We start from the raw sequence: 19,184 nt of genomic DNA, 5'->3' as shown, positions 1-19,184 counted from the left end.
AGCCTTCTGGTGGTGTGCAATGGCCGATGCGAGTCCTATTTCATCTCCAGGCCATCGGCTCGTCACCTGATGGCAAACAGCCGCGTCAGCTACAGTTGCTCGGTGGCGATCGAGTGATCCTGTGACCGGAACCGCGCGGGCTGCGGACATTGGCTTCATGCGCGGCACTGTCCGTTTGTGGCCGAGAGCACCAGTTCAATGAAAGTCCTGTAGAGCGACCGTTGAAAATCATCGACGGCCGCTTTCGGGCGGCTTCTGTGGATGAGTACTGTCGGCCAATTTCTGCCGTTCGGAAAGCGCGTTTGGCGGTCCGTTCTTGTCCAGGGAGCGGACGATGGCACAAAAACACTGCAACTTCGCCCATTTTAATATGACATGCGCCTCTAGCCGGTTCAGCTGCTCCGCTCCTGTAGCAGTGCCACCATGCGTTGGGCAAGCGGAGAGAGGTAAGCCCCGGTCCGGAACACCACGCCAATACGTCGACGCAAGTCGAGTTCGTTCATGTCGAGATTGAGCGCGCGCAGCCCCTCGAGACTCTCGAACGATTCGGTGCCTGCTATGCAGAGCATCGTCGTGCCGCGCAGCAGATGTAGTAGCGAGGTGCTACCGAAATCGGTTTCCACGCGAAGCTTCGGCGGCCCGAGCCCCTGCCGCCTCGAAGGCCGCGTCGACTTGCTGCCGCAGCAGAATGTTCGGTCCAGGCAGCAACCATTCCTGACCTGCCAGATCCGCAAGCCGTAGATTGCGCTTGCGATGTAGTGCATGCGCCTCATCGGCTAACACGGAGAGCGAGTCGCGAAAGAGCTCGACGAAGGTAACGTCGCCTACGCTGCGAGTCGGCTCGGGCGCCACGACCAGATCGAGTTCGCCCGCCATGAGGAGGTCGACCAGATCGCGTGCGAGCCGGCGCCGCAGTCGCAGACGCGCGGCCGGGCGTTCGTTCAACAACTGTCGGCACGCGCCCAGTACCAGCGCGTTTGGCACCGTTGGCGAATAACCGATGCGAAGCACGCCCTGTTCGCCGCTCCGGATCGCATGCATTTCCTTCAGCGCGTCTTCGTATTCGAGCGCAATGCGCTGGGCACGTACGATGAACAGCGCCCCTGCCTGGGTCGGCACGATACCGCTGGCCGTGCGCTCGAACAGTCCCAGCCCAACCTGCGCCTCCACGCGTTGAATCGCCTTGGTCAAAGCCGGCTGGCTCATGCCTAGTGCCTCGGCGGCACGGCCAATGCCGCCGTGCTTCTCGACGGCAAGCAGATATTCCAGGTCCCGTGTCTCCATCGTCATTCCTGATGGCTATGACTTTATAGCCAACGCCTCATTGTGGTGATCCCCTGCATCTTACAGACTAAGAGCCAGATCGATAACGGGAGACACCGATTGGCCTTTGCTTATTTTCTGCGCCGCGCCGCGCGTTATTGGGGCGACACCGTAGCGGTCATGCATCGCGAGCGCGAGCTGACGTACCGCCAACTCGACGAACGCTCAAGCCGGCTCGCGAATGCATTACTCGGTCTTGGACTGACGAAAGGCGACCGGGTCGCGGTTCAGGCCCGCAACTGCACGGAATTGGTGGAGATCGAATGCGCGCTTTATAAGGCGGGGCTCGTCAAGGCCGCGTTGAATCCTCGCTTCACGGTGCACGAAGCCGCCGACGTGGTCGAGAATTGCGCACCGCGCGTGATGATCGCGGGAGCGGGATACACGACTTACGATCGCAGCTCGCCAGGTTTCCGTTCAGTCGAAACATTCATTTCTGTTGGCGAAGCGGCGAACGGCTATGCCGACTACGAAACACTGATTTCGCGGGCCAGCGCGAACCTGCTCGATGTCACCCTGTCGTCCGACGACCTCGCCGTGCTGCACTTCTCGTCCGGTTCGACCGGCAAGATCAAGGCGGCCATGCAGACCTACGGCAATCGCCTCGCGTCGCTGCGCAAAATCCTGTTGGGCATGGACCGTCCCGCGAAACCCGGCGACCGCCTGGCGCTCATCGGACCGGTCACGCACGCGTCGGGCATGTTGATGCAGCCGTACCTCTGTTCGGGCGCCACACTCGTGCTGTTCGACACATTCGAGCCAGCGCACTTTCTTGCGGAAATCGAACGACTCCGCATTACGCACGTGTTCATGGTGCCCACGATGATCAACATGCTGCTCAACGATGCTGCGCTGGACACCGCCAATCTCAAGAGCCTGAAGATGCTCGGCTACGGCGCCGCGCCAATGGCGCCAGCGCGCATCGAGGAAGCATGGACGCGGATCGGGCCGGTGCTGTCGCAAGGCTACGGCGCGAGCGAGTCGACCTCGGGCGTCACGCGCCTGAGCATCGCCGATCATGCCGACGCAATCGCGCACCGTCCCGAAAGGCTGGCATCGTGCGGCCGGCCGACCGGCGAGACTGAAGTCCTGGTGGTTGACGAACACGGCCGCGAGGTCATGGGCGATGCGATCGGTGAGATCGTCATTCGCGGCGCCGACGTGTTCCAAGGCTACTGGGGCGAGCAGGAACTCACGCGTGAAGTGCTCGTCGACGGCTGGCTGCGCACCGGCGATCTCGCGCGCGTCGACGAAGAGGGCTTTATCTACCTCGTCGATCGCCAGAAAGACATGATCATTTCCGGCGGCTTCAACGTGTATCCCACCGAAATCGAAGCCTCGCTGTATCAGCATTCCGATGTGATGGAAGTATGCGTGGTCGGCGTGCCCGACGAGAAGTGGGGCGAAAGCGTCAAGGCGGTCGTCGTGCTGAAGTCCGGACGCAATACGTCTGCCGAAGAAATCATCGCGCATTGCCGCGCCCGGCTGGCCGACTACAAACTACCGCGAAGCGTGAGCTTCGTCGCCGATCTGCCCAAGAATGCGAGCGGCAAGGTCGCCCGCAAGCTGGTTCGCGAGCAGTACTGGCAAGGCATCTCGCGTCGTGTCAACTGAAGGGGACAACCATGTTCGATCACCTGAACAATCCGGCATTTATTGAAACGCGTGAGGGCATTCGCCGTTTCATCGCGGAAGAATTGCTGCCGCTGGAGCAGGAACTCGGCCTCGGCAGCGAAGACGTCTGGCCGCGCGACACGCTGCGCCGTGTCTGGCGCCGCTCCGCTCAACTCGGCTTCTACGCGTCTTGTCTGCCCGTCAAGCTCGGTGGCCGCGGGTTGTCGATCACCGAACAATGCGCACTCAAGGCGGATCTGGCCGCATCCGGTTCTGCGCTCGCGCCTCATGTCCTCGGTGACCTGGGTGGCCCACCGCGCGTCGGCAACATGCTCAAGTACGCGACGCCGGATCAGCTCGTGCGCTATTTCGAGCCGGTGATCCGCGGGGAGAAATCGACCTGCTTCGCACTGACCGAACCCCATTCGGGCTCGGATGCGCAAAGCATCACCACCTCGGCCGTGGTGGACGGCGACGACCTCGTGATCAATGGCATCAAGCACTACATCAGCGGCGCGCCGTTTGCCGATTTCGCGATCGTCATGTGCGTGACGGATACCAGCACTACGCCACCCGCTATTACCGCAGTACTCGTCGATCTCGCCCTGCCTGGCGTGACGGTCGAACAGCAGTACGTGCCGATGTCGGGACAGCACATCGACGCGGACATCCGCTTCGTCGACGTGCGCGTGCCTCGCGCAAACGTGTTCGGCGGCGAGGGCAATGGTTTCAAGCTGGGCATGTCGCGTATCAACGTGAACCGCCTGCTGCATTGCCCGACGATGCTCGGCCTCGCCACGGCGGCCTACGAGGCGTCGCTAGACTATGCGCGTACGCGCCGGCAGTTCGGCGGTCCGATCGCGCGCTTTCAGGCGATCCAGCACATGCTCGCCGACATGGCCGCCGCGCTGTGGGCCTGCGAAAGCATGATCACGCATACAGCGGCGCTCGCCGAGGCCGGCGCCGATCTGCGGATGAAGGCCGCGGCCTGCAAGCTGTTCGTGTCGGAACGCTGCTTCGAGATCGCGGACAAGGCCGTGCAGATCCACGGCAACGTCGGTGTGACGCGCCATCATCCGATCGAGCAGACGTTCCGGAAACTGCGCATGTTCCGCGTTTTCACGGGCACGAGCGAGATCCAGCGCAATACGATCGCCCGCGTCATTCTCGACCCGGCCGGCTCGCCGGCCTGAAAGAGGGAGGCAACATGCGCACGAATGCTGGCGGCCTGGAAGAGGAAACGACCCCGATCAAACCAGAATGGTCCTGTCTGAACGGCGTCAGGATTGTCGATTTAAGCCGACTGCTACCCGGACCGCACGCCACGTCGATGCTGATGCATCTGGGGGCGGACGTGGTCAAGGTCGAGCCGCCGGGCACTGGCGATCCGGCACGTCAACTCGGACGCGAGATATTCGCCCAGCTCAACCGGGGCAAACGGTCTGTCGCCCTCGACCTGAAGAGTCCCGCCGGCACGGCGAGCATGCTCGAGCTCGTGCGCGATGCGGATGCGGTGGTCGAAGGTTTCCGGCCAGGCGTCATGAAACGGCTTGGACTCGACTATGCGACCCTCGCCGAAGTGAATCCGCGCATCGTCATGTGCTCGATTTCCGGATTCGGGCAGACCGGCCCGTACGCAGCTCGACCTGGCCATGATCTCAATTACCTGGCGCTCGGCGGTTTCTGGTCGATCCCGGTTCAGGTCGACGACCAGGTTACGCGCCCGCGGGTGCGGCTTGCGGACTATGCCGCATCGAGTCACGCCGCGCTCGCGCTGGCCGTGGCGGTCATGAGCGCGCGCCAGAGCGGTCGCGGCCAGCATCTCGACGTGTCGATACACGACTGTGTGATGGCGTGGACCGCATCCGCCGCATGGACGTCACGCGAATATGCGGACCGTCCGCTGGCATCGCCGAATGTGCTGCCCGAGAACGATATCTTCGAGACGCGGGACGGGCGGCATCTCGCGCTGGGAATCCTGGAAAACAAGTTCTGGCTGAACCTGTGCGAAGCGCTCGGAGCCGACTATCCCGCGTTGACTGACTATCGCTTCGCGTCGCGCCTCGGCAGGCAGCAGTTCAAGCGCGAGGTCAACTCGCTGCTCACGCAGATGTTCTTGCAGCGCACGCTTGCCGAATGGCTCGACTCGCTCGCGTCTTTCGATCTGCCGGTGTCGCCGCTGCTCGATGCGCATGAGCTGTTTCACGATCCGCATGTGCGCGAACGCGGCATGGTCCGTGAACTCGCTAACGGCGCAACCATGGCGGTGCGCTTTCCCGTGAAGTTTTCAGCGGGTCTGCCCGACGCCAGCGACACCGTCCCGCTGCTTGGTCAGCACGACTGCTAGATCCGCCCTCAGCAACACCAACCGCAGGGACGCGAAAGACGTCCCCACCATAACGGAGACAACCCGAATGACCATTCAACATAACCGGTACCGGCCGGCACGGGCGTGGTTTATCGCGATCATGCTTGCGCTGATGATGCTCGTAAACTTTCTGGACAAGGTCGTGCTCGGCCTCGTATCCATCCCGATGATGCGTGAGCTTCACCTGTCCCCCACGCAGTTCGGGCTGATTGGCGGCAGCCTCAACTGGTTGTTTTCGATTTCCGCTGTGCTGGGCGGCCTCGCGGCGAATCGCGCTTCGACAAAATGGCTGCTGCTGCTGATGGCTGGCTCATGGGCCATGCTGCAATTGCCGATGCTGGTCGCCAGTTCGATCTGGAGCATCATCGCGTGCCGTGTGCTGCTCGGCGCCGGCGAAGGACCGACCTCGCCGGTCGCCGTGCATGCGCTCTACAAGTGGTTTCCGGACGCCAGGCGCAACCTGCCTGTCGCCGTGCTGCATCAGGGGAGCGCGCTCGGTCTGCTGGTCGCCGGACTGAGCATTCCGGCCATCACCGCACACTGGGGCTGGCGGGCAAACTTTCTCGTGCTGTCCGCGCTAGGCTGCCTCTGGTGCATCGCGTGGCTCGTGTTCGGCGCGGAAGGTCGTTTGTCGAGTCCCGTGCGTCCCGGTCGCACGGCGCGCGTCCCGTACGCTCTGCTGCTGACCGATCGAACCGTACTGGGCGTCTTTGCCGGGCACTTCGCCGCCAACTGGATTCTTGCCATGACACTGACCTGGACACCGACCTGGCTGCAACTGGGAATGGGCTATGAACCGCATGTCGCAGGCAGAATGTTTGCGTTGTTCGTTGCCATCACCGCGCCCCTTAGCCTCGGGCTTGCCTGGCTGTCGCAGCGCCTGCTGGCAAACGGGGTGCCGTCGAGAGTCGGGCGCGGCGGCTTTCTCGCCGTGACGCTGATTGTGGCGGGCGCACTGATTGCCTCGCTTGCGTGGCCGGGCGTCTCGCCCATGGTGAAGTTCATCCTGCTGACGCTCGGCAGTGGCATGACGCTCACCATGTATTCGATCGGGCCAGCCATGTTGGGCGAAGTCACACCCGATTCGCAACGGGGCGGCGTCCTCGCATTGAGCAACGGATTTTCATCGCTCGCCGGACTCGCCGCGCCAATCGTCACCGGGCTGCTGATTGACGGCGCCGGCCGGTCCACTGCGCGCGGCTTCGAGCAGGCGTGCGTCGCCTGCGGCGTGGTGCTGCTGGGATGCGGCCTGCTTTGCGCATTCTGCCTCGACCCGCAGCGCTCGCAACGGCGCCTCACCGCTGGCGTGTCCGGCGCTCCAGCGCCGTGTAGCGTCGCTGATCCTGGCTGAAACGCCGTGCATCACCGTCTTTGGGGGCGGCCCCCGACATATCTGGACGGACGCCATCCATTAGTTATCCGTAATAATACCAATAGAAAACAAAGGAAACGTATGAAGAGGGTTCTTGGTGCGACGCTGATAAGCCTGCTCTCGGGAGTGGCCTGTGCGCAGTCGAGCGTGACGTTGTATGGCGATGTCGGCGGCGGTCTTCGCTGGACGAACGGCTCCAAGGGCGGCAGCGTGGTCGGTTACAACAACAATATCATTGCCGGCAACCAGTTCGGATTCACTGGCAAAGAAGACCTGGGTGGCGGCCTGAAGGCCATCTTCAAACTGGAGGGAGCGTTCAACAGCGGCACCGGCGCGGTGAAGACCTCGGGCACCTTGTTTTCGCAGGCTGCGTTCGTCGGTTTGACTGGCAACTTTGGTCGCCTGACCTTTGGCCGGCAACTGAACGCAAACGAAGACCTCGGCATTCTCATCGATCCGGCGGGTGGGCGCGGACAGTCCATTGCGATCGAACCAGGCGTGGTATATAGCGCTAACTATTTCACACTGGACTCGCGCTTCAATAACACCGTTAAGTACATCGGACAGGCGGGCGGCTTTCGCCTGGCGGCGAGCTATTCTCCAGGCGGCGTCGCGGGCAATTCCCGTGCGGCGACGAACTTCTCGGGCGCAGCCTTGTACCAGTGGGGACCGGCGCTCGGCGGCGTGTCCTATCAGAAAACCTGGAACGCGACCGCGACACAGTGGGCGCAAACGTTCCAGACCGGCGGCACGCTCCAGCTCGGACCGGCGCGCCTTTACCTGAATTATGCCGACCTCACCGTCACCGGCGCCACACCGCTTGCTGCCCAGCGTCGCGACAAGATTCCGGGCGGTGGAGTCGTCTGGTTGGTCACGCCAGCTTGGCAGTTCACGGCGGCTCTCATTGATGATATTGCCAGTAATCTTGGCAATGTCGCGTCGGCCAACGGCCATAAAGTCACAACGTTTGCAATTGCCGAGTATTTTCTGTCGAAGCAGACCGAACTCTACGCGGAATTCGATCGGAACGGATTTTCAGGCGCCTATCGTTACGATCCCGCCAACATCACCGCACTCGGCCTGAATCCCGGTGGCCATACGATGACCGGCGTGTCACTCGGTCTAATGACGCGCTTCTAGAAGGGAGGCGTCACCTACGCGTGGCCGTTCCCACCCATTCACTTTATTGAAGAAATCGCATGACGATCCTTATTCGAATTTCCCGCGCTCTGCTCATGGCTGCGCTTATCGGGGCGTCCGCCGGCGCATTTTCCCAGTCGGGCGCCGCATCCGCGGGCGGCGCCAACCCCGCCTCTGACGCGACGTCCGTCAAGGCACGGAAGGCCGCGGACAGGAAGCTCGCTCGCCGGGTATCGACGGCACTGGCTCGCACCCGAGGGCTCAACGCCGCACGCATCTTCGTGAAGGCTCAAAGCGGCCACGTCACGCTTTCCGGCTCGGTGTCGGATAACGGGCAGATTCCACTGGCCGTCGAAGCGGCAAAGCAGGTCGTCGGCGTCTCAAGCGTTGAGAACTTCATCCACCTGTTTGGGCCATCGCTGTAATGCCTGCTTTCCGGGAAAAACCATGAAAAATACTCGAAATCGTAACCTCGCCACTCGCCCCGTCGCGACCGCCGTGGCGCTTGTCATTGGCGCGCTGTTGCCGCTGGCCACGCATGCTCAGGAGGTCGGGATGCCTCGCGACCCCGTCGAACTCGGCATCATGCAGGGCTTCCCTCCGCCTGCGGACAAGCTCGTGACCAAGGCCAACTCGCTACGCGACCCGAATCTTGCCTGGGCGCTCCGCAATACCCGTCTGATGACCCCTACTGCTAATGTCGAGCACGCGCACACGCCGTTGCCACTACCTGCTGGTGCCGCGCTCGATCCCGACAAGGTGCAGTTCACTATCGGCGGAACGACGCTAACCCTGAGCGATTATCTGCGACGCACCTATACCGACGGCTTCATCGTCGTTCACGACGGCAAGGTGGTGCTTGAACGCTACTTCAATTCCTTTACGCCCCGGCAGACGCACGCGTGGGCGTCGATGACCAAATCCGTGACGGGACTCGTTGCGGCGCAACTGATTGACGGAGGCCGACTGGACCCCCAGGCGACACTCTCGACATACGTTCCCGAACTCGCGGGCACGCCGTTCGGCGACGCGACGGTCCAGCAAAATCTGGATATGGAGGTGCCGGTCAGCTACCCGGCCGATCTTCCACCCGATCTGGGGCTGTTCGGCGCAGTGGGCATTATTCCGCGCCGCAGCGGCGCCCCAGACAGCATCTACGACTTCCTGAAGGTGGCACGCCCCACGCCCGGAGCCACGGCGGAAAACGTGTGGTTCTACCAGAATGGCTCGCCCGAAGCCGTCGCATGGGCGATACGGCGCGTGGCGGGGCAGTCGTGGAGCGAACTCGTCTCCCGCACGATCTGGCAAAAAATCGCCGAAGACGATGGCGATGTCGTGGTCGATCGTGAAGGCACCGAAATGGCAAGTGGTGGTTTCAACACGACGCTTCGCGACGCGGCACGTTTCGGTGAGTTAATGCGGTTGGGCGAAGCGGGACGGACGACTTTGCTCCCGGCTTCTACTGCCCACATCACATTGAAGCCTGCGGATAATGCCGGCGCCTTCGCGAAGGGCAATCTCGCGTCGGGTCGCGCCGGTTACTCATATCGCGACTACTGGTATCAGGTGAACGATGGAGACGGCTCGTTCGCGGCCGGCGGCCGTTTTGGGCAATCGATCCTGGTCGATCCGAAGACGAAGCTCACCATCGTCAAGTTCTCGTCCTCGCCTGATCAGGCCGCGCGCCCGACCAGTGCGACAGCGGGGCGCTCGATCCCGCGAGCGCCGCTCGATACGGCCGCTGCGCTTAACCAGGCCGCACATGCGATCAGTGCCGCGATCAGATAACGCATCGCAGTGCGAGCAGGGAGCGGTAACGCGACGCGCAGCCCGGTTATCGGTCGAGCGACGTCGCGGCCGCGCCGAGACACAATGTGCCGGGCGACGTAAAAGTTAGGTGCGGCCGTACGCGTTGTTTAAGTGCTAATCGCTGAGCGGATAACTAGCCTCCGTCGGCGACCGTCCGATTTGTGGGTGCTCAGCGGACATTCGCCGTCAGTGTGTGACGGGCGGCTCCGGGTCGACTTCTGCCGACCGCATATCGGTCAGCACGCGGCCAAAGGCGGCCAGTCGCCCGCATCATCGTTCAGACACAGCAATGTCGGTTAGACCTTTGAGAACGGCCGTCCAGCTCAAGATTTTTTAACCTTGTTCTATTGACCAACGCTGTCATTTGCCGGTTGGCGTGTGTCGGTCAGCTAACCGACACTGAGCAAACGTTTTGCAGCGGGCGTCAGCTTTTCTGTGCCATCGACATCTTGTACCGCGATCCGGGACGGACGCGCTGCAACAGATCCGCGTGTCGGAAAATATTAATGTTGCTGTAATAGCCGGTTGCTACGGTTCTGGTCCGCAAAAAACTGTCCGCTTTGCCGTTCACGCAAATAACCGGTCAGATAAATCTGCCTGCGGGATACATACTCAATCCGATCAAAATCAAGGCATCAACAAGTCATGCACAATAGACGAACCTTCCTTGCTTCCGCATCCAAAGCTGCGACATTGCCGATCCTGGCATCTGCGCTCAGCGCATGTGGCGGCAACAGCCTTTCCAACGACACGCCGATCTCCGATGCCGAACTGCAAGCACAAGTGATCGGCAAGCTGAATGCCGAACTCAACGACACCACAACCGGGAGCACGATCGAACCTTATATGATGGACGTGGGCTTTACGTGGGATCTGCCGCTGATTCCCGCAGCAAAGGTCAACGCCATCGTTGCATACAGTTTCGGTAATCGTCCGAACGCCGCAAGCGGCAACACGTCGAGCACCGGCGCCAATCAGGTTGCACTTCCAGATCCGGGACCGATCAATGAAGAACTGGCGGACGCAGTGCATCAGATCTATCAACTGAATCCGGTCAAGGTATTCGCGCAGTGGGAAATCGCACGCTTTCTGGTGTCCAAGTACCAGATGAATAGTACGAACCTGTATTCCGTCGAACCAGTTGTTGCCAGCGACGGTTCCATTGTCTATCTCAGTACGGACGGCGCCGCCGCAGACATCGTCGCGCGCGAAGGAGGGGGCGCGGCGATGGGAACGGTGGCGGTAGTCGGGCATCGCGATCACGCGAAACGCTGCATCCAGAGATCCATAGGCCGTGGGATGAACGCGTATGCGGTGAAAGAAGTCACGTTACCGGTCAACTACGATCTGTTGTCAGGACAGCCGTGGACGCGCAATCGCTCCCTCTACCTCGTACATGACATGTATGTGCAGTTGGGCGTCAAAGCCCAGACGCTTATTACCCAAGCCTATCCGCAAGGCTGATTTCAACGCGTCAAAAAAACATCGAGGTTACCTATGTCATCACGCCGTAAATTCCTGTTTGCGACGACGGCCGCGGCTTTGCCCGCTGTCGCCGCTACGTTTGCCGTCAGCACCACTGCAAGAGCGGCCGACGTGCTCGTATCCGATACTGAACTCAAACGTCAAATGCTCGGCAAGCTCGATGTGGAGTTGAATGATTCCACCGTTGCCGCGACCGAAACACCCTATCTCACAGACATCTTTTTTAGCTGGGATCTTCCCACTGTTGCCGCGACCCAGATCAACACGATTATTGCGTACAGCTTTGGCGACCGACCGGCCGCCGCAGGCAGCAGTCAATCGCAACTGCCTCAGCCCGGGCCGATCAATGAAGCGATCGCAGATGCCGTGTATCAGTTGTATCAGTCGAAGCCTGTCATGGTGTACGCACAGTGGGAAGTGGCCAGTGTGCTGACCTCGAAGTATCAGATGAACAGCACGAACCTTCAGTCGGTCAAGCCGCCTACCGTGGCAAGTAACGGCACGATCAGCTACCCCGCACTCGACGATGTGGCGGCCGCGGTCATCGCGCTCAGCGGGACGGCTTCCGCACTCGGGACGGTGGCTGTCGTCACACATCGTGACCAGGCGAAGCGCGCGATTCAAACCTCGCGGGCACGCAGCATGAATGCCTATGCCGCTCTGGGACTGACACTGCCCGTCAACTACGATTCGCAGGCGTCACAGCCCGCGAATCGCCGTCGCGATCTTTATCTATTGAGCGACATGGCGAACCAGTTTGCTACATTGCGTGCGAATCTGATTGCCCAGCAGTATCCCAACGGATAGTGTGCTGGCGCCCGTTTGACGTGTGGCATGGTCGAACTGACTTCATGGCAAATCGATGAGGCGCGGTCTGGCGGACAATTCCCTTGCCTAATCGCGGGATCAAAGGGCGTCCGCCGGCCAGAAAAATTTCGCATGTCACAGCGCCGCAAAAGCCCTTGGTAATCATCCGCGGAACTGTGCCGGACGATTCACGCGGCAACGAGCAGCGCACGGTGGTCAAGACAAACGCTTCTTATCGAGCATGGCCGTACGCCACAACATGCAGTCGATGTCGGTGAAAGCTGAAAAGGGTTGCGGACAAAGGGGCTTCGGTTCGTTCCGGACATGATAAAGGTACGGTCGGTTTTCTGAGGTGAGGACGTCGACCGACTTGGCGACCATCTGGAACTGATGCTGTCGTTGGTCATCGGCTCAATTAGGCGAGGGACAGTGCTTCCAGATCGGTTCAGCGAGCGGCAGCTGACGGCCTTGAAAGCAGTCATTCAATCTGTACGGAATCGAGCGGCTGCAACGGGTCGACCTGAGCCGGTCACCGTTCGCCTCAGTTCGGCCAACAGGGGACGATCGACCTCAGCGGACAGATCGCTGACCATGTCAAACTGTTATGTCTTGCATGCGATGACGTTATTCGGGAGAGAGTTTATATGCGACGGATTCTTGCGATTGGGGGATTTTCCAACGGCGAGTCGGAGTTCCTCGCCGCTACATATATTCGCGAACTGATCGGGAAACCAAATCCCAGAATTTGTCTTCTCTCTACCCCGGCCGCTGACCCGCCAATGTTAATCAATGATTTTGATGCCATTTACGGGAAGCTCGGTTGCCAAACCTCCAACGTTACCTTCTACGGCGTGGCAGGCACCCACTGCGTTCGGGCGGATAACGCCGCGGCGCATCTGCTTCAGCAGGACGCGATCTTCGTCAGCGGCGGCAATCCGCGATGCGCATTGGCGCTGTGGAAAGAGTGGGGTCTGGATAAGGTGCTCAGACAAGCGTGGGAAAGTGGCGTCCTGTTGTCCGGGATGAGCGCTGGGGCGATTTGCTGGTTTGACCATCACGTACCGTCGCCAGCCAATTGCAATCTTCCGCTTCCCCCCGGCCTCGGAATTCTACCGGGCAACTGCGACGTCCATTTTCATGCGGGTGACGGAACTCGCCGAAAAGAAATACTGCAAACGATGCAGATACTCGCGATGCCTTCGGCTATCGCAATCGACGACGATGCGGCGGTATTGTATGAGGGCGACGCTATCGCAGCGGTGCTATCCTGGCGCGAGGGTGCTACTGCATATCAACTGCAAGGCCATCCTGACGGGGTAACCGAACGCCCGTTGCACGCAAAGGCGATCGGCTCGCTTCGCTCCGAACCCGAGCGTCGACCGATTTCCCTATCACTTGCGGCGAAGGAAGCGTGCGTTGGACGGTATCAACTTATGAGCCCGATGGAGGTAATGATAACCATTGAGGGTGAGCAACTCTTTGCCCAATATGGCAGTCAACCAAAACACGAGATTTTCCCGGAAAGCGTAGATCGGTTCTTCCTGAAAATCATCGATGCTCAAGTGACCTTTGAAAAAGACCGAAGTGGGAGAGTCGCTTCGCTTGTCCATCATCAGAACGGTCGTGATACGCGTGGCGTGAGACTTCAAGATAAAGATAGCAATGGGCTGTGATCGGCCAACAACGGCATTCGACGCGGTGCCTTGAACCGGCGACAATTATTTAGCGTCGATTCTAACGATCCGACGTCTTGAACGCTTTATCGAAGCCACCGTGGAGTAGCGAAATGAAAACTGATTGGCGATTGATTCGTGACGTTTTAAATGCGGCTATCGATAGCTGCGAGCGTTTGGAACAGGCAGGCTATGCCGAAGAGCACCGCAGTCGTTCTGTCCAAGTAAACGGGCAGCAAGTGAGCGTGCAGGAGTTCCTGATTAGCGCGTGGACGTTACCCGAGAGTGCCCGCTACGAAGTAATCCGGGCGCGTCATGATAAGGATCGCGACCTACCTTATGTTCCGGAAGCGGCACGGATTCTTACTGCGGTAGCCGCCGCATGTGCAGAACTTATAGGCGCGGGGGATCTGCCACCGGCCGAACCGTGTATGCGGGGAATGATTGATTGGTATCGGAACCACTTCGATCCCAACGTGCAACGCGCAATTTCGGCGGCCCCCTAGCCGCGTGGATGGTCACAAGGATCAGGAGGTCGAACGTCCGTTTTGTGGAACGTCGAAAGTCCGAAGTGGGTCGACAAGACTCATTCGCCAATAACGAATGCTGACATTCGCCGGTACCGGGTCGCGAATGTCGGCTAAGCGATCTCGACCTGCCGCACGTTCTTCGGCGGCCACCGTCCGCAATGGCCGAACTGCCGGCAGCAGAGCAAGAAACTCCGCTGCCTCCTCGTCGGCCATTGCGGTCATTAGGTCGTGCTGGGTTGTGCGTCAGCAATGTGCCGGATTGCTGACGGTGGCGGCATCGAGCAACCCGGCGGCAGCTTCCTGCATCGGCGAACTCACACTCACGACCCAGGCTGTGTAAAAACGCGAACCGATGTGGCTCGACGACTTCGCGGCGTCGATCACGGCCATTGGCGGCTGTTTTAACCCGCTGCATGGCTGGAGGACGTTCAGGCCGGTCAGAATGCGAAGATTCGCCGACGAGCCCAGAAGCTCTCCGGTTCGCCACGGTGCAGCCTGTTTGATGTAAGGCCTCTCCTCAGGCCCTCATCTTTTGCATTAACGCCGCAGTACCCAAGATCGCCATGACGCGCTTGAGATTGTATGCGAGCACATGCAGACTCATCTCCGTGCTGACATGCTCGCGGGTCTTCATCAGGGAGTGCGCCGCGCCCATCCAGAACTTGAGCGTGCCAAACGGATGCTCCACGGTCTGACGGCGTATGCGCATCGTTTCCGGCCTCTGGTGGAGTCGCTGCTGCATCGCCTCGACTACGCCCTCATGCTCCCAGCGCTTTATCCGGCGGGCCTGCTTTCCGGATGTGCATTGCTTTCTGATTGCGCAGGTAGCACAAGCCGAACTTGAGTAGCAATGCAGCGTCATGCCGTGCTAGATGTTTGTGAAACGCCAGGTGAGCCGCTGTTGCGCTGGGCAACGGTACTCATCATCTTCGGCAACGTAGACAAAGTCCTGCTTGCCGAAGTACCCATCTGCTTTACTGCCCACGTTAGTGGTTTGGGAACGAAGGCCGTAAAACCCGCCTTATCGCATTGCAGAATTTCCTCGCCCTTGAAGTAACCTCGGTCAGCAACAACGGTCAGATTTTCGATGCCGGTAGCGGCTCGCGCCTGCGTGGCCATGTTGATCAGCTGGTTACAATCATTGCCAAGATTGGTGACCTCGTGTGCCACGATCAGATGTGACGTGGCATCAACAGCAGTCTGAATGTTGTAGCCAACCATCCCTGTTCCTCGACCGCTGGTGGCCATGGAGCGCGCGTCCGGATCAGTCAACGAGACCTGTCCATCGGTGAGTCGCGCAGTCGCTGCTCCATTGCCTTGAGGTCTTGCATCTGCTGCCTGAGCTTCCTGATCTTGTCGCTGATGCGGCTCGTCTTCGCCTCGGCGACATCGGATTGCGTCCGGTCCGCTGTTTCCATCGCCGCAAGGTAACGCGCGATGCTCTCATCAATCTGCTGCATGCGTGCTCGGACCTTACCGCTCGTGAAGTTGCGATCACGATTGTTGACGGCTTTGAACTTGCTGCCGTCAATGGCCACAATCGACTTTGTGAACAGGTCCAGGTTACGGCACAACACGATGAATTGCCGGCATACATTGCGGATCGCTTTGCCGTTGTCACGGCGAAAGTCGGCAATGGTCTTGAAATCCGGTGAAAGGCGGCCTGTTAGCCACATGAGTTCAATGTTGCGCTGAGTCTCACGCTCCAAGCGCCGACTCGACTGAATGCGGTTCAGGTAGCCGTAGATATAGATCTTGAGCAGTACGGATGGTGATATGAGGGGCGCCCCGTCGTTGCGGGAGAGGTTCCCTCAAAGCCGAGCTCATGAAGATCAAGCTCATCGACAAAGACGTCGACTACGCGCACTGGATTGTCCTCGGACACATAGTCCTCAAGATACTCGGGCAGCAAGACAGCTTGCTTGCGGTCTTTGCCTTCAACGAATCGCTTCATATGCCCGTCCGACCTGAATGCGTTACTTCAGTTTAGGCGATCAGCGTGCGTTTTCACACAAGCTGGACCCATTTCTGCCGCTAAAGCCAGACCAGCGTGCATGGCTTCTATCGGTGTGAAGCGGTCGCGAGGGAATGGCAAACGTATGCTCGAGCGCGGCATAGGTCCTGTTTAGCCCCGCGTGCGACGGCGACGGACTCATGGGCATTTTGCCGGAGCGGAACCTGCTGAGGCGGGCGGCGAAGCACCCTCCGATGAACGAACGACCCGTGAAGGCAATTCAGATCGCCATGGTGAGCACGCACGTGTACACGGCTCAACGAACAGCGTCGCACTGAAGCGCGGCGTCGCTGCGCCTTTGCGACCTCCGTTGTGAACCGGCGCACGATGGTGCCGAGACCGGCATGCGCGGCACGAGCTATGCCCCGCGCAAGCCTTTCAGACGACCCCAGCGGTCACTCGCGCCGCAAAAAGCGAACGCTGGGATTTCAGAAGGTTGTGCTTGTTTTCGTCTATGCTGATTGAGCGCGCTGTCCGGCCCAGTCGGCCGGTCTCCCACGCACGACCTCGTCCGCAGCCCCAACCATCAGGGAGTAGACCATGGCAGAGCTGCTTGACTCGGCTCCGGCTCCAGGCGCACCGGGGATCCCGCTAAGCTGGAGCCGGGCGGACAAGGACGCCGTCGGCTCGGCCTACTCGCTGTCGAGCCAGGTCTGGTACACAGCAGCAGGGGGCATACTCACGGAGATCTACTTCCCGGATGTAGATACCCCTCAAGTGCGCGACTTCCAACTGATTATTACCGACGGTTCGACATTCTTTCACGACGCGCAGAAGGACTTCGATTGCCAATATGAGTGGCCAGATGCGCCCGCCCTTTCCTTCCGGCTAACCGCTACGGCAAAGGATCAGCCGTACACCGTCGTGCAGGACGTCATCGCAGAGAAGGGTTCGCCCTGCGTGCTGGTCAGCACGACGTTGCAGGGAGATCAGGATTTCCTCAACAAGCTGCATGTCTACGCCCTATTAGCGCCGCACATGGGCGGCTACGGTGCGGGCAACACCGCTCAGCGAGTAAGCACCGCGAATGGCGATCGCCTCGTCGCAACCCGGGGTAACTACTGGTTGGCGTTGGGCGCCGACTGCGGCTTTGGGATGACCAGCTGCGGCTTCGTGGGAGTGAACGACGGTTGGACCGACATCATCGCCAACAAGCGCTTACCGGTTTGGAATTACGACGCAGCGACGGGCGGGTATGTCGCCATGACCGCCGAGATCAACCGCGCAGGGCGAAATCAATTCGTTCTGGCTCTGGCGTTCTGCGTCGACGAACCAAGGGATACGGTACCCAGCACGCCCAACAAGGCGCTGACCGCGGTATCGGAAGCGTTGGCCTATCCATTCGACGGACCCGGGGACTCGGACTCGTACAGCCACCGTCAGGCATTCCTCAAAGGCTGGACGGACGCGGTTGTACCTCCGCCGTTTGAACCCAAAGCTAACGTGACGGGCGATGGTGATGCGCTTTTCAACCTCAGCCGCAACGTTTTGCTGGCGCACGAGGATAAGGCAGCCGAAGGCGCCTTGGTGGCTTCGTTGAGCATCCCATGGGGACAGACGGTTTGGGACCTGGCGGCGGGATACCACATGATCTGGCCGCGCGACATGTGCCAAAGCGCACTCGCTCTGCTCGCCGCTAAGGCAACGGATGCGCCGCTGCGCGCACTGATGTTTCTCGCTACGTCGCAGTCGCAGGATGGCACTTTCCCGCAGAAGTTTTTCATCAACGGCGAGCCCTGGCCCGGCGGTGCCGCGCAGCTCGACGAATTCTCCTTCCCCGTCATCCTGGCCTACCACTTGAGCGAGAACGGGCTGCTGCAACAGTTCGATCCCACCGGCATGGTGCTGGCTGCGGCAGGCGCTCTGATAGCGAACGGTCCCATGACTGCCGAGGAGCGATGGGAAGAACAGGAGGGCTATTCCCCTTCCACACTGGCGGCAAATATCGCTGCGTTGGTCTGTGCCACAAAATGGGCGGACGCCCAGACCGCCCAGTTTCTTCTCGAATACGCGGACTTCCTCGAATCGCACCTCGAACCATGGTGCGTCACCACGCAAGGATCGTTGGTTCCGGGCGTGCCCCGGCACTACATTCGAATCTTGCCGGCGTACGTCAATGGCGTTTTCAATTTTCCAGAAGATCCAAACACCACCCAAAGAGGGGTCTGGGGTAGCGAGTACAACGCAAACGAAATCGTGGACGCGGGCTTTCTCGAACTGGTGCGCTACGGTATCCGCGCCGCAAACGACCCCGTCATCGTCGACTCAGTAAAAGTGGTCGACGCGGTCATCAGAAAAGATCTACAGCAGGGCCCGGTCTTTTATCGGTACAACCACGACGGTTACGGCCAAGGCCCTCAGGGTCAAGCCTGGACCGGCACCGGCATCGGGCGCCCGTGGCCGCTGCTCAGCGGTGAACGCGGCCACTATGAACTGGCCGCCGGCGGAGATCCGACGACCTATCTTCGCGCGCTTGAGAAGTTCGCGGGCGAGCGACGTCTGCTTCCCGAACAGGTATGGGATATGCCAGACCTCCCGCCCTTGACGACCGGCGGCCCGACCGGCTCCGCCATGCCGCTCGCATGGGCCCACGCCGAATACATCAAACTGGTTCGGTCCATTTCTGACGGTGTCGTCTTCGACCGCCTCGCCGTCGTCGCCAACCGCTATCAGCCTCAGCCGGGTCAGGCGCCGCGCGCTCCCAGCGTCATAGAAATCTGGAACTCTGCCCGTCCAGTGCCCTCGATTCAGGCTGGCGCAACACTTCGCATCACCTGGCCTTCGCCTTTCCGTCTGCGCTGCTCGAGCGACAACTGGGCCACGTGGCAGGATATCGAAGCCACCGCGACGGCGGTCGGCATCTACTATGTCGATCTGGTCACAGAAGCAGCCCAAGCCGGGTCATCGCGCGTATTCACGTTTTTCTGGACCTCGACTCAGACGTGGAAGGGCGTCAACTATGCCGTCACGCTGCATCCCTGATGTGCCTGTAAGTCGGCTGTCGACGCGCCTTTGCGTCGGTCGTGAGCCGCGTTCCCCCACCTTTGTC

General features: G+C 60.4%; 13 protein-coding genes and 2 pseudogenes. 12 read left to right on the top strand and 3 right to left on the bottom strand.

Annotated features, from left to right (window positions below; translation table 11 throughout):
- Window positions 1-392: 392 nt before the first annotated feature.
- A pseudogene (locus tag OKW39_RS00260) lies at window positions 393-1,284 on the bottom strand (LysR family transcriptional regulator).
- A gap of 99 nt (window positions 1,285-1,383) precedes the next feature.
- Between OKW39_RS00260 and OKW39_RS00255 the strand changes: the two are divergent.
- From OKW39_RS00255 to OKW39_RS00205, 11 genes are all read left to right on the top strand, one after another.
- Window positions 1,384-2,937 (top strand): AMP-binding protein, encoded by a 1,554-nt coding sequence (locus OKW39_RS00255; protein WP_429561781.1) that lies wholly within the window; start codon window positions 1,384-1,386, stop codon window positions 2,935-2,937.
- A gap of 11 nt (window positions 2,938-2,948) precedes the next feature.
- On the top strand, window positions 2,949-4,130 hold the full coding sequence (locus OKW39_RS00250) for an acyl-CoA dehydrogenase family protein (RefSeq protein WP_429561780.1): 1,182 nt from the start codon (window positions 2,949-2,951) through the stop codon (window positions 4,128-4,130).
- A 14-nt stretch (window positions 4,131-4,144) separates the two neighbouring features.
- Window positions 4,145-5,284 (top strand): CaiB/BaiF CoA transferase family protein, encoded by a 1,140-nt coding sequence (locus OKW39_RS00245; protein WP_429561779.1) that lies wholly within the window; start codon window positions 4,145-4,147, stop codon window positions 5,282-5,284.
- A gap of 67 nt (window positions 5,285-5,351) precedes the next feature.
- A complete protein-coding gene (locus OKW39_RS00240; protein WP_429561778.1) occupies window positions 5,352-6,656 on the top strand; it encodes an MFS transporter in 1,305 nt (434 codons plus the stop codon).
- A 102-nt stretch (window positions 6,657-6,758) separates the two neighbouring features.
- On the top strand, window positions 6,759-7,817 hold the full coding sequence (locus OKW39_RS00235; protein WP_429561777.1) for a porin: 1,059 nt from the start codon (window positions 6,759-6,761) through the stop codon (window positions 7,815-7,817).
- A 59-nt stretch (window positions 7,818-7,876) separates the two neighbouring features.
- Window positions 7,877-8,242, top strand: coding sequence for a BON domain-containing protein (locus OKW39_RS00230; protein ID WP_429561776.1), 366 nt, complete (start codon window positions 7,877-7,879; stop codon window positions 8,240-8,242).
- Window positions 8,205-9,605 carry a serine hydrolase domain-containing protein gene (locus tag OKW39_RS00225; protein WP_429561775.1) on the top strand — a complete coding sequence of 467 codons (1,401 nt, stop codon included), beginning with the start codon at window positions 8,205-8,207 and terminating at the stop codon, window positions 9,603-9,605. Before OKW39_RS00230 ends, OKW39_RS00225 begins: the two co-directional genes overlap by 38 nt.
- A gap of 666 nt (window positions 9,606-10,271) precedes the next feature.
- Window positions 10,272-11,090, top strand: coding sequence for a hypothetical protein (locus tag OKW39_RS00220; protein ID WP_429561774.1), 819 nt, complete (start codon window positions 10,272-10,274; stop codon window positions 11,088-11,090).
- A gap of 33 nt (window positions 11,091-11,123) precedes the next feature.
- Window positions 11,124-11,918: a hypothetical protein gene (locus OKW39_RS00215; RefSeq protein ID WP_429561773.1), complete on the top strand. Its 795-nt coding sequence runs from the start codon at window positions 11,124-11,126 to the stop codon at window positions 11,916-11,918.
- Window positions 11,919-12,562: 644 nt separating this feature from the next.
- Window positions 12,563-13,591 (top strand): Type 1 glutamine amidotransferase-like domain-containing protein, encoded by a 1,029-nt coding sequence (locus tag OKW39_RS00210; RefSeq protein ID WP_429561772.1) that lies wholly within the window; start codon window positions 12,563-12,565, stop codon window positions 13,589-13,591.
- A 113-nt stretch (window positions 13,592-13,704) separates the two neighbouring features.
- Window positions 13,705-14,097: a hypothetical protein gene (locus tag OKW39_RS00205; RefSeq protein ID WP_429561771.1), complete on the top strand. Its 393-nt coding sequence runs from the start codon at window positions 13,705-13,707 to the stop codon at window positions 14,095-14,097.
- A gap of 267 nt (window positions 14,098-14,364) precedes the next feature.
- On the opposite strand, the gene OKW39_RS00200 is transcribed toward OKW39_RS00205, so the two are convergent.
- On the bottom strand, window positions 14,365-14,511 hold the full coding sequence (locus tag OKW39_RS00200; protein ID WP_429561770.1) for a hypothetical protein: 147 nt from the start codon (window positions 14,509-14,511) through the stop codon (window positions 14,365-14,367).
- A gap of 127 nt (window positions 14,512-14,638) precedes the next feature.
- Window positions 14,639-16,075, bottom strand: a pseudogene (locus tag OKW39_RS00195) (IS1182 family transposase).
- 600 nt (window positions 16,076-16,675) lie between these two features.
- Here OKW39_RS00195 and OKW39_RS00190 point away from each other — a divergent pair.
- Window positions 16,676-19,117 carry a glycoside hydrolase family 15 protein gene (locus OKW39_RS00190; protein ID WP_429561769.1) on the top strand — a complete coding sequence of 814 codons (2,442 nt, stop codon included), beginning with the start codon at window positions 16,676-16,678 and terminating at the stop codon, window positions 19,115-19,117.
- Window positions 19,118-19,184 lie beyond the last annotated feature (67 nt).

The organism is Paraburkholderia sp. MM6662-R1, assembly GCF_050436245.1.
GTDB classification, from domain to species: domain Bacteria; phylum Pseudomonadota; class Gammaproteobacteria; order Burkholderiales; family Burkholderiaceae; genus Paraburkholderia; species Paraburkholderia tuberum.
Note: the sequence above shows the minus strand (reverse complement) of the source record. Positions and strands in the feature narration are given on the sequence as shown.

What these genes read in the sequence shown, in the direction of transcription:
- OKW39_RS00250 (WP_429561780.1), top strand. Translation starts at nt 2,949, where the DNA reads ATGTTCGATCACCTGAACAATCCGGCATTTATTGAAACGCGTGAGGGC.
- OKW39_RS00245 (WP_429561779.1), top strand. Translation starts at nt 4,145, where the DNA reads ATGCGCACGAATGCTGGCGGCCTGGAAGAGGAAACGACCCCGATCAAA.
- OKW39_RS00240 (WP_429561778.1), top strand. Translation starts at nt 5,352, where the DNA reads ATGACCATTCAACATAACCGGTACCGGCCGGCACGGGCGTGGTTTATC.
- OKW39_RS00235 (WP_429561777.1), top strand. Translation starts at nt 6,759, where the DNA reads ATGAAGAGGGTTCTTGGTGCGACGCTGATAAGCCTGCTCTCGGGAGTG.
- OKW39_RS00230 (WP_429561776.1), top strand. Translation starts at nt 7,877, where the DNA reads ATGACGATCCTTATTCGAATTTCCCGCGCTCTGCTCATGGCTGCGCTT.
- OKW39_RS00220 (WP_429561774.1), top strand. Translation starts at nt 10,272, where the DNA reads ATGCACAATAGACGAACCTTCCTTGCTTCCGCATCCAAAGCTGCGACA.
- OKW39_RS00215 (WP_429561773.1), top strand. Translation starts at nt 11,124, where the DNA reads ATGTCATCACGCCGTAAATTCCTGTTTGCGACGACGGCCGCGGCTTTG.
- OKW39_RS00210 (WP_429561772.1), top strand. Translation starts at nt 12,563, where the DNA reads ATGCGACGGATTCTTGCGATTGGGGGATTTTCCAACGGCGAGTCGGAG.
- OKW39_RS00205 (WP_429561771.1), top strand. Translation starts at nt 13,705, where the DNA reads ATGAAAACTGATTGGCGATTGATTCGTGACGTTTTAAATGCGGCTATC.
- OKW39_RS00200 (WP_429561770.1), bottom strand. Translation starts at nt 14,511, where the DNA reads ATGGCCGTGATCGACGCCGCGAAGTCGTCGAGCCACATCGGTTCGCGT.
- OKW39_RS00190 (WP_429561769.1), top strand. Translation starts at nt 16,676, where the DNA reads ATGGCAGAGCTGCTTGACTCGGCTCCGGCTCCAGGCGCACCGGGGATC.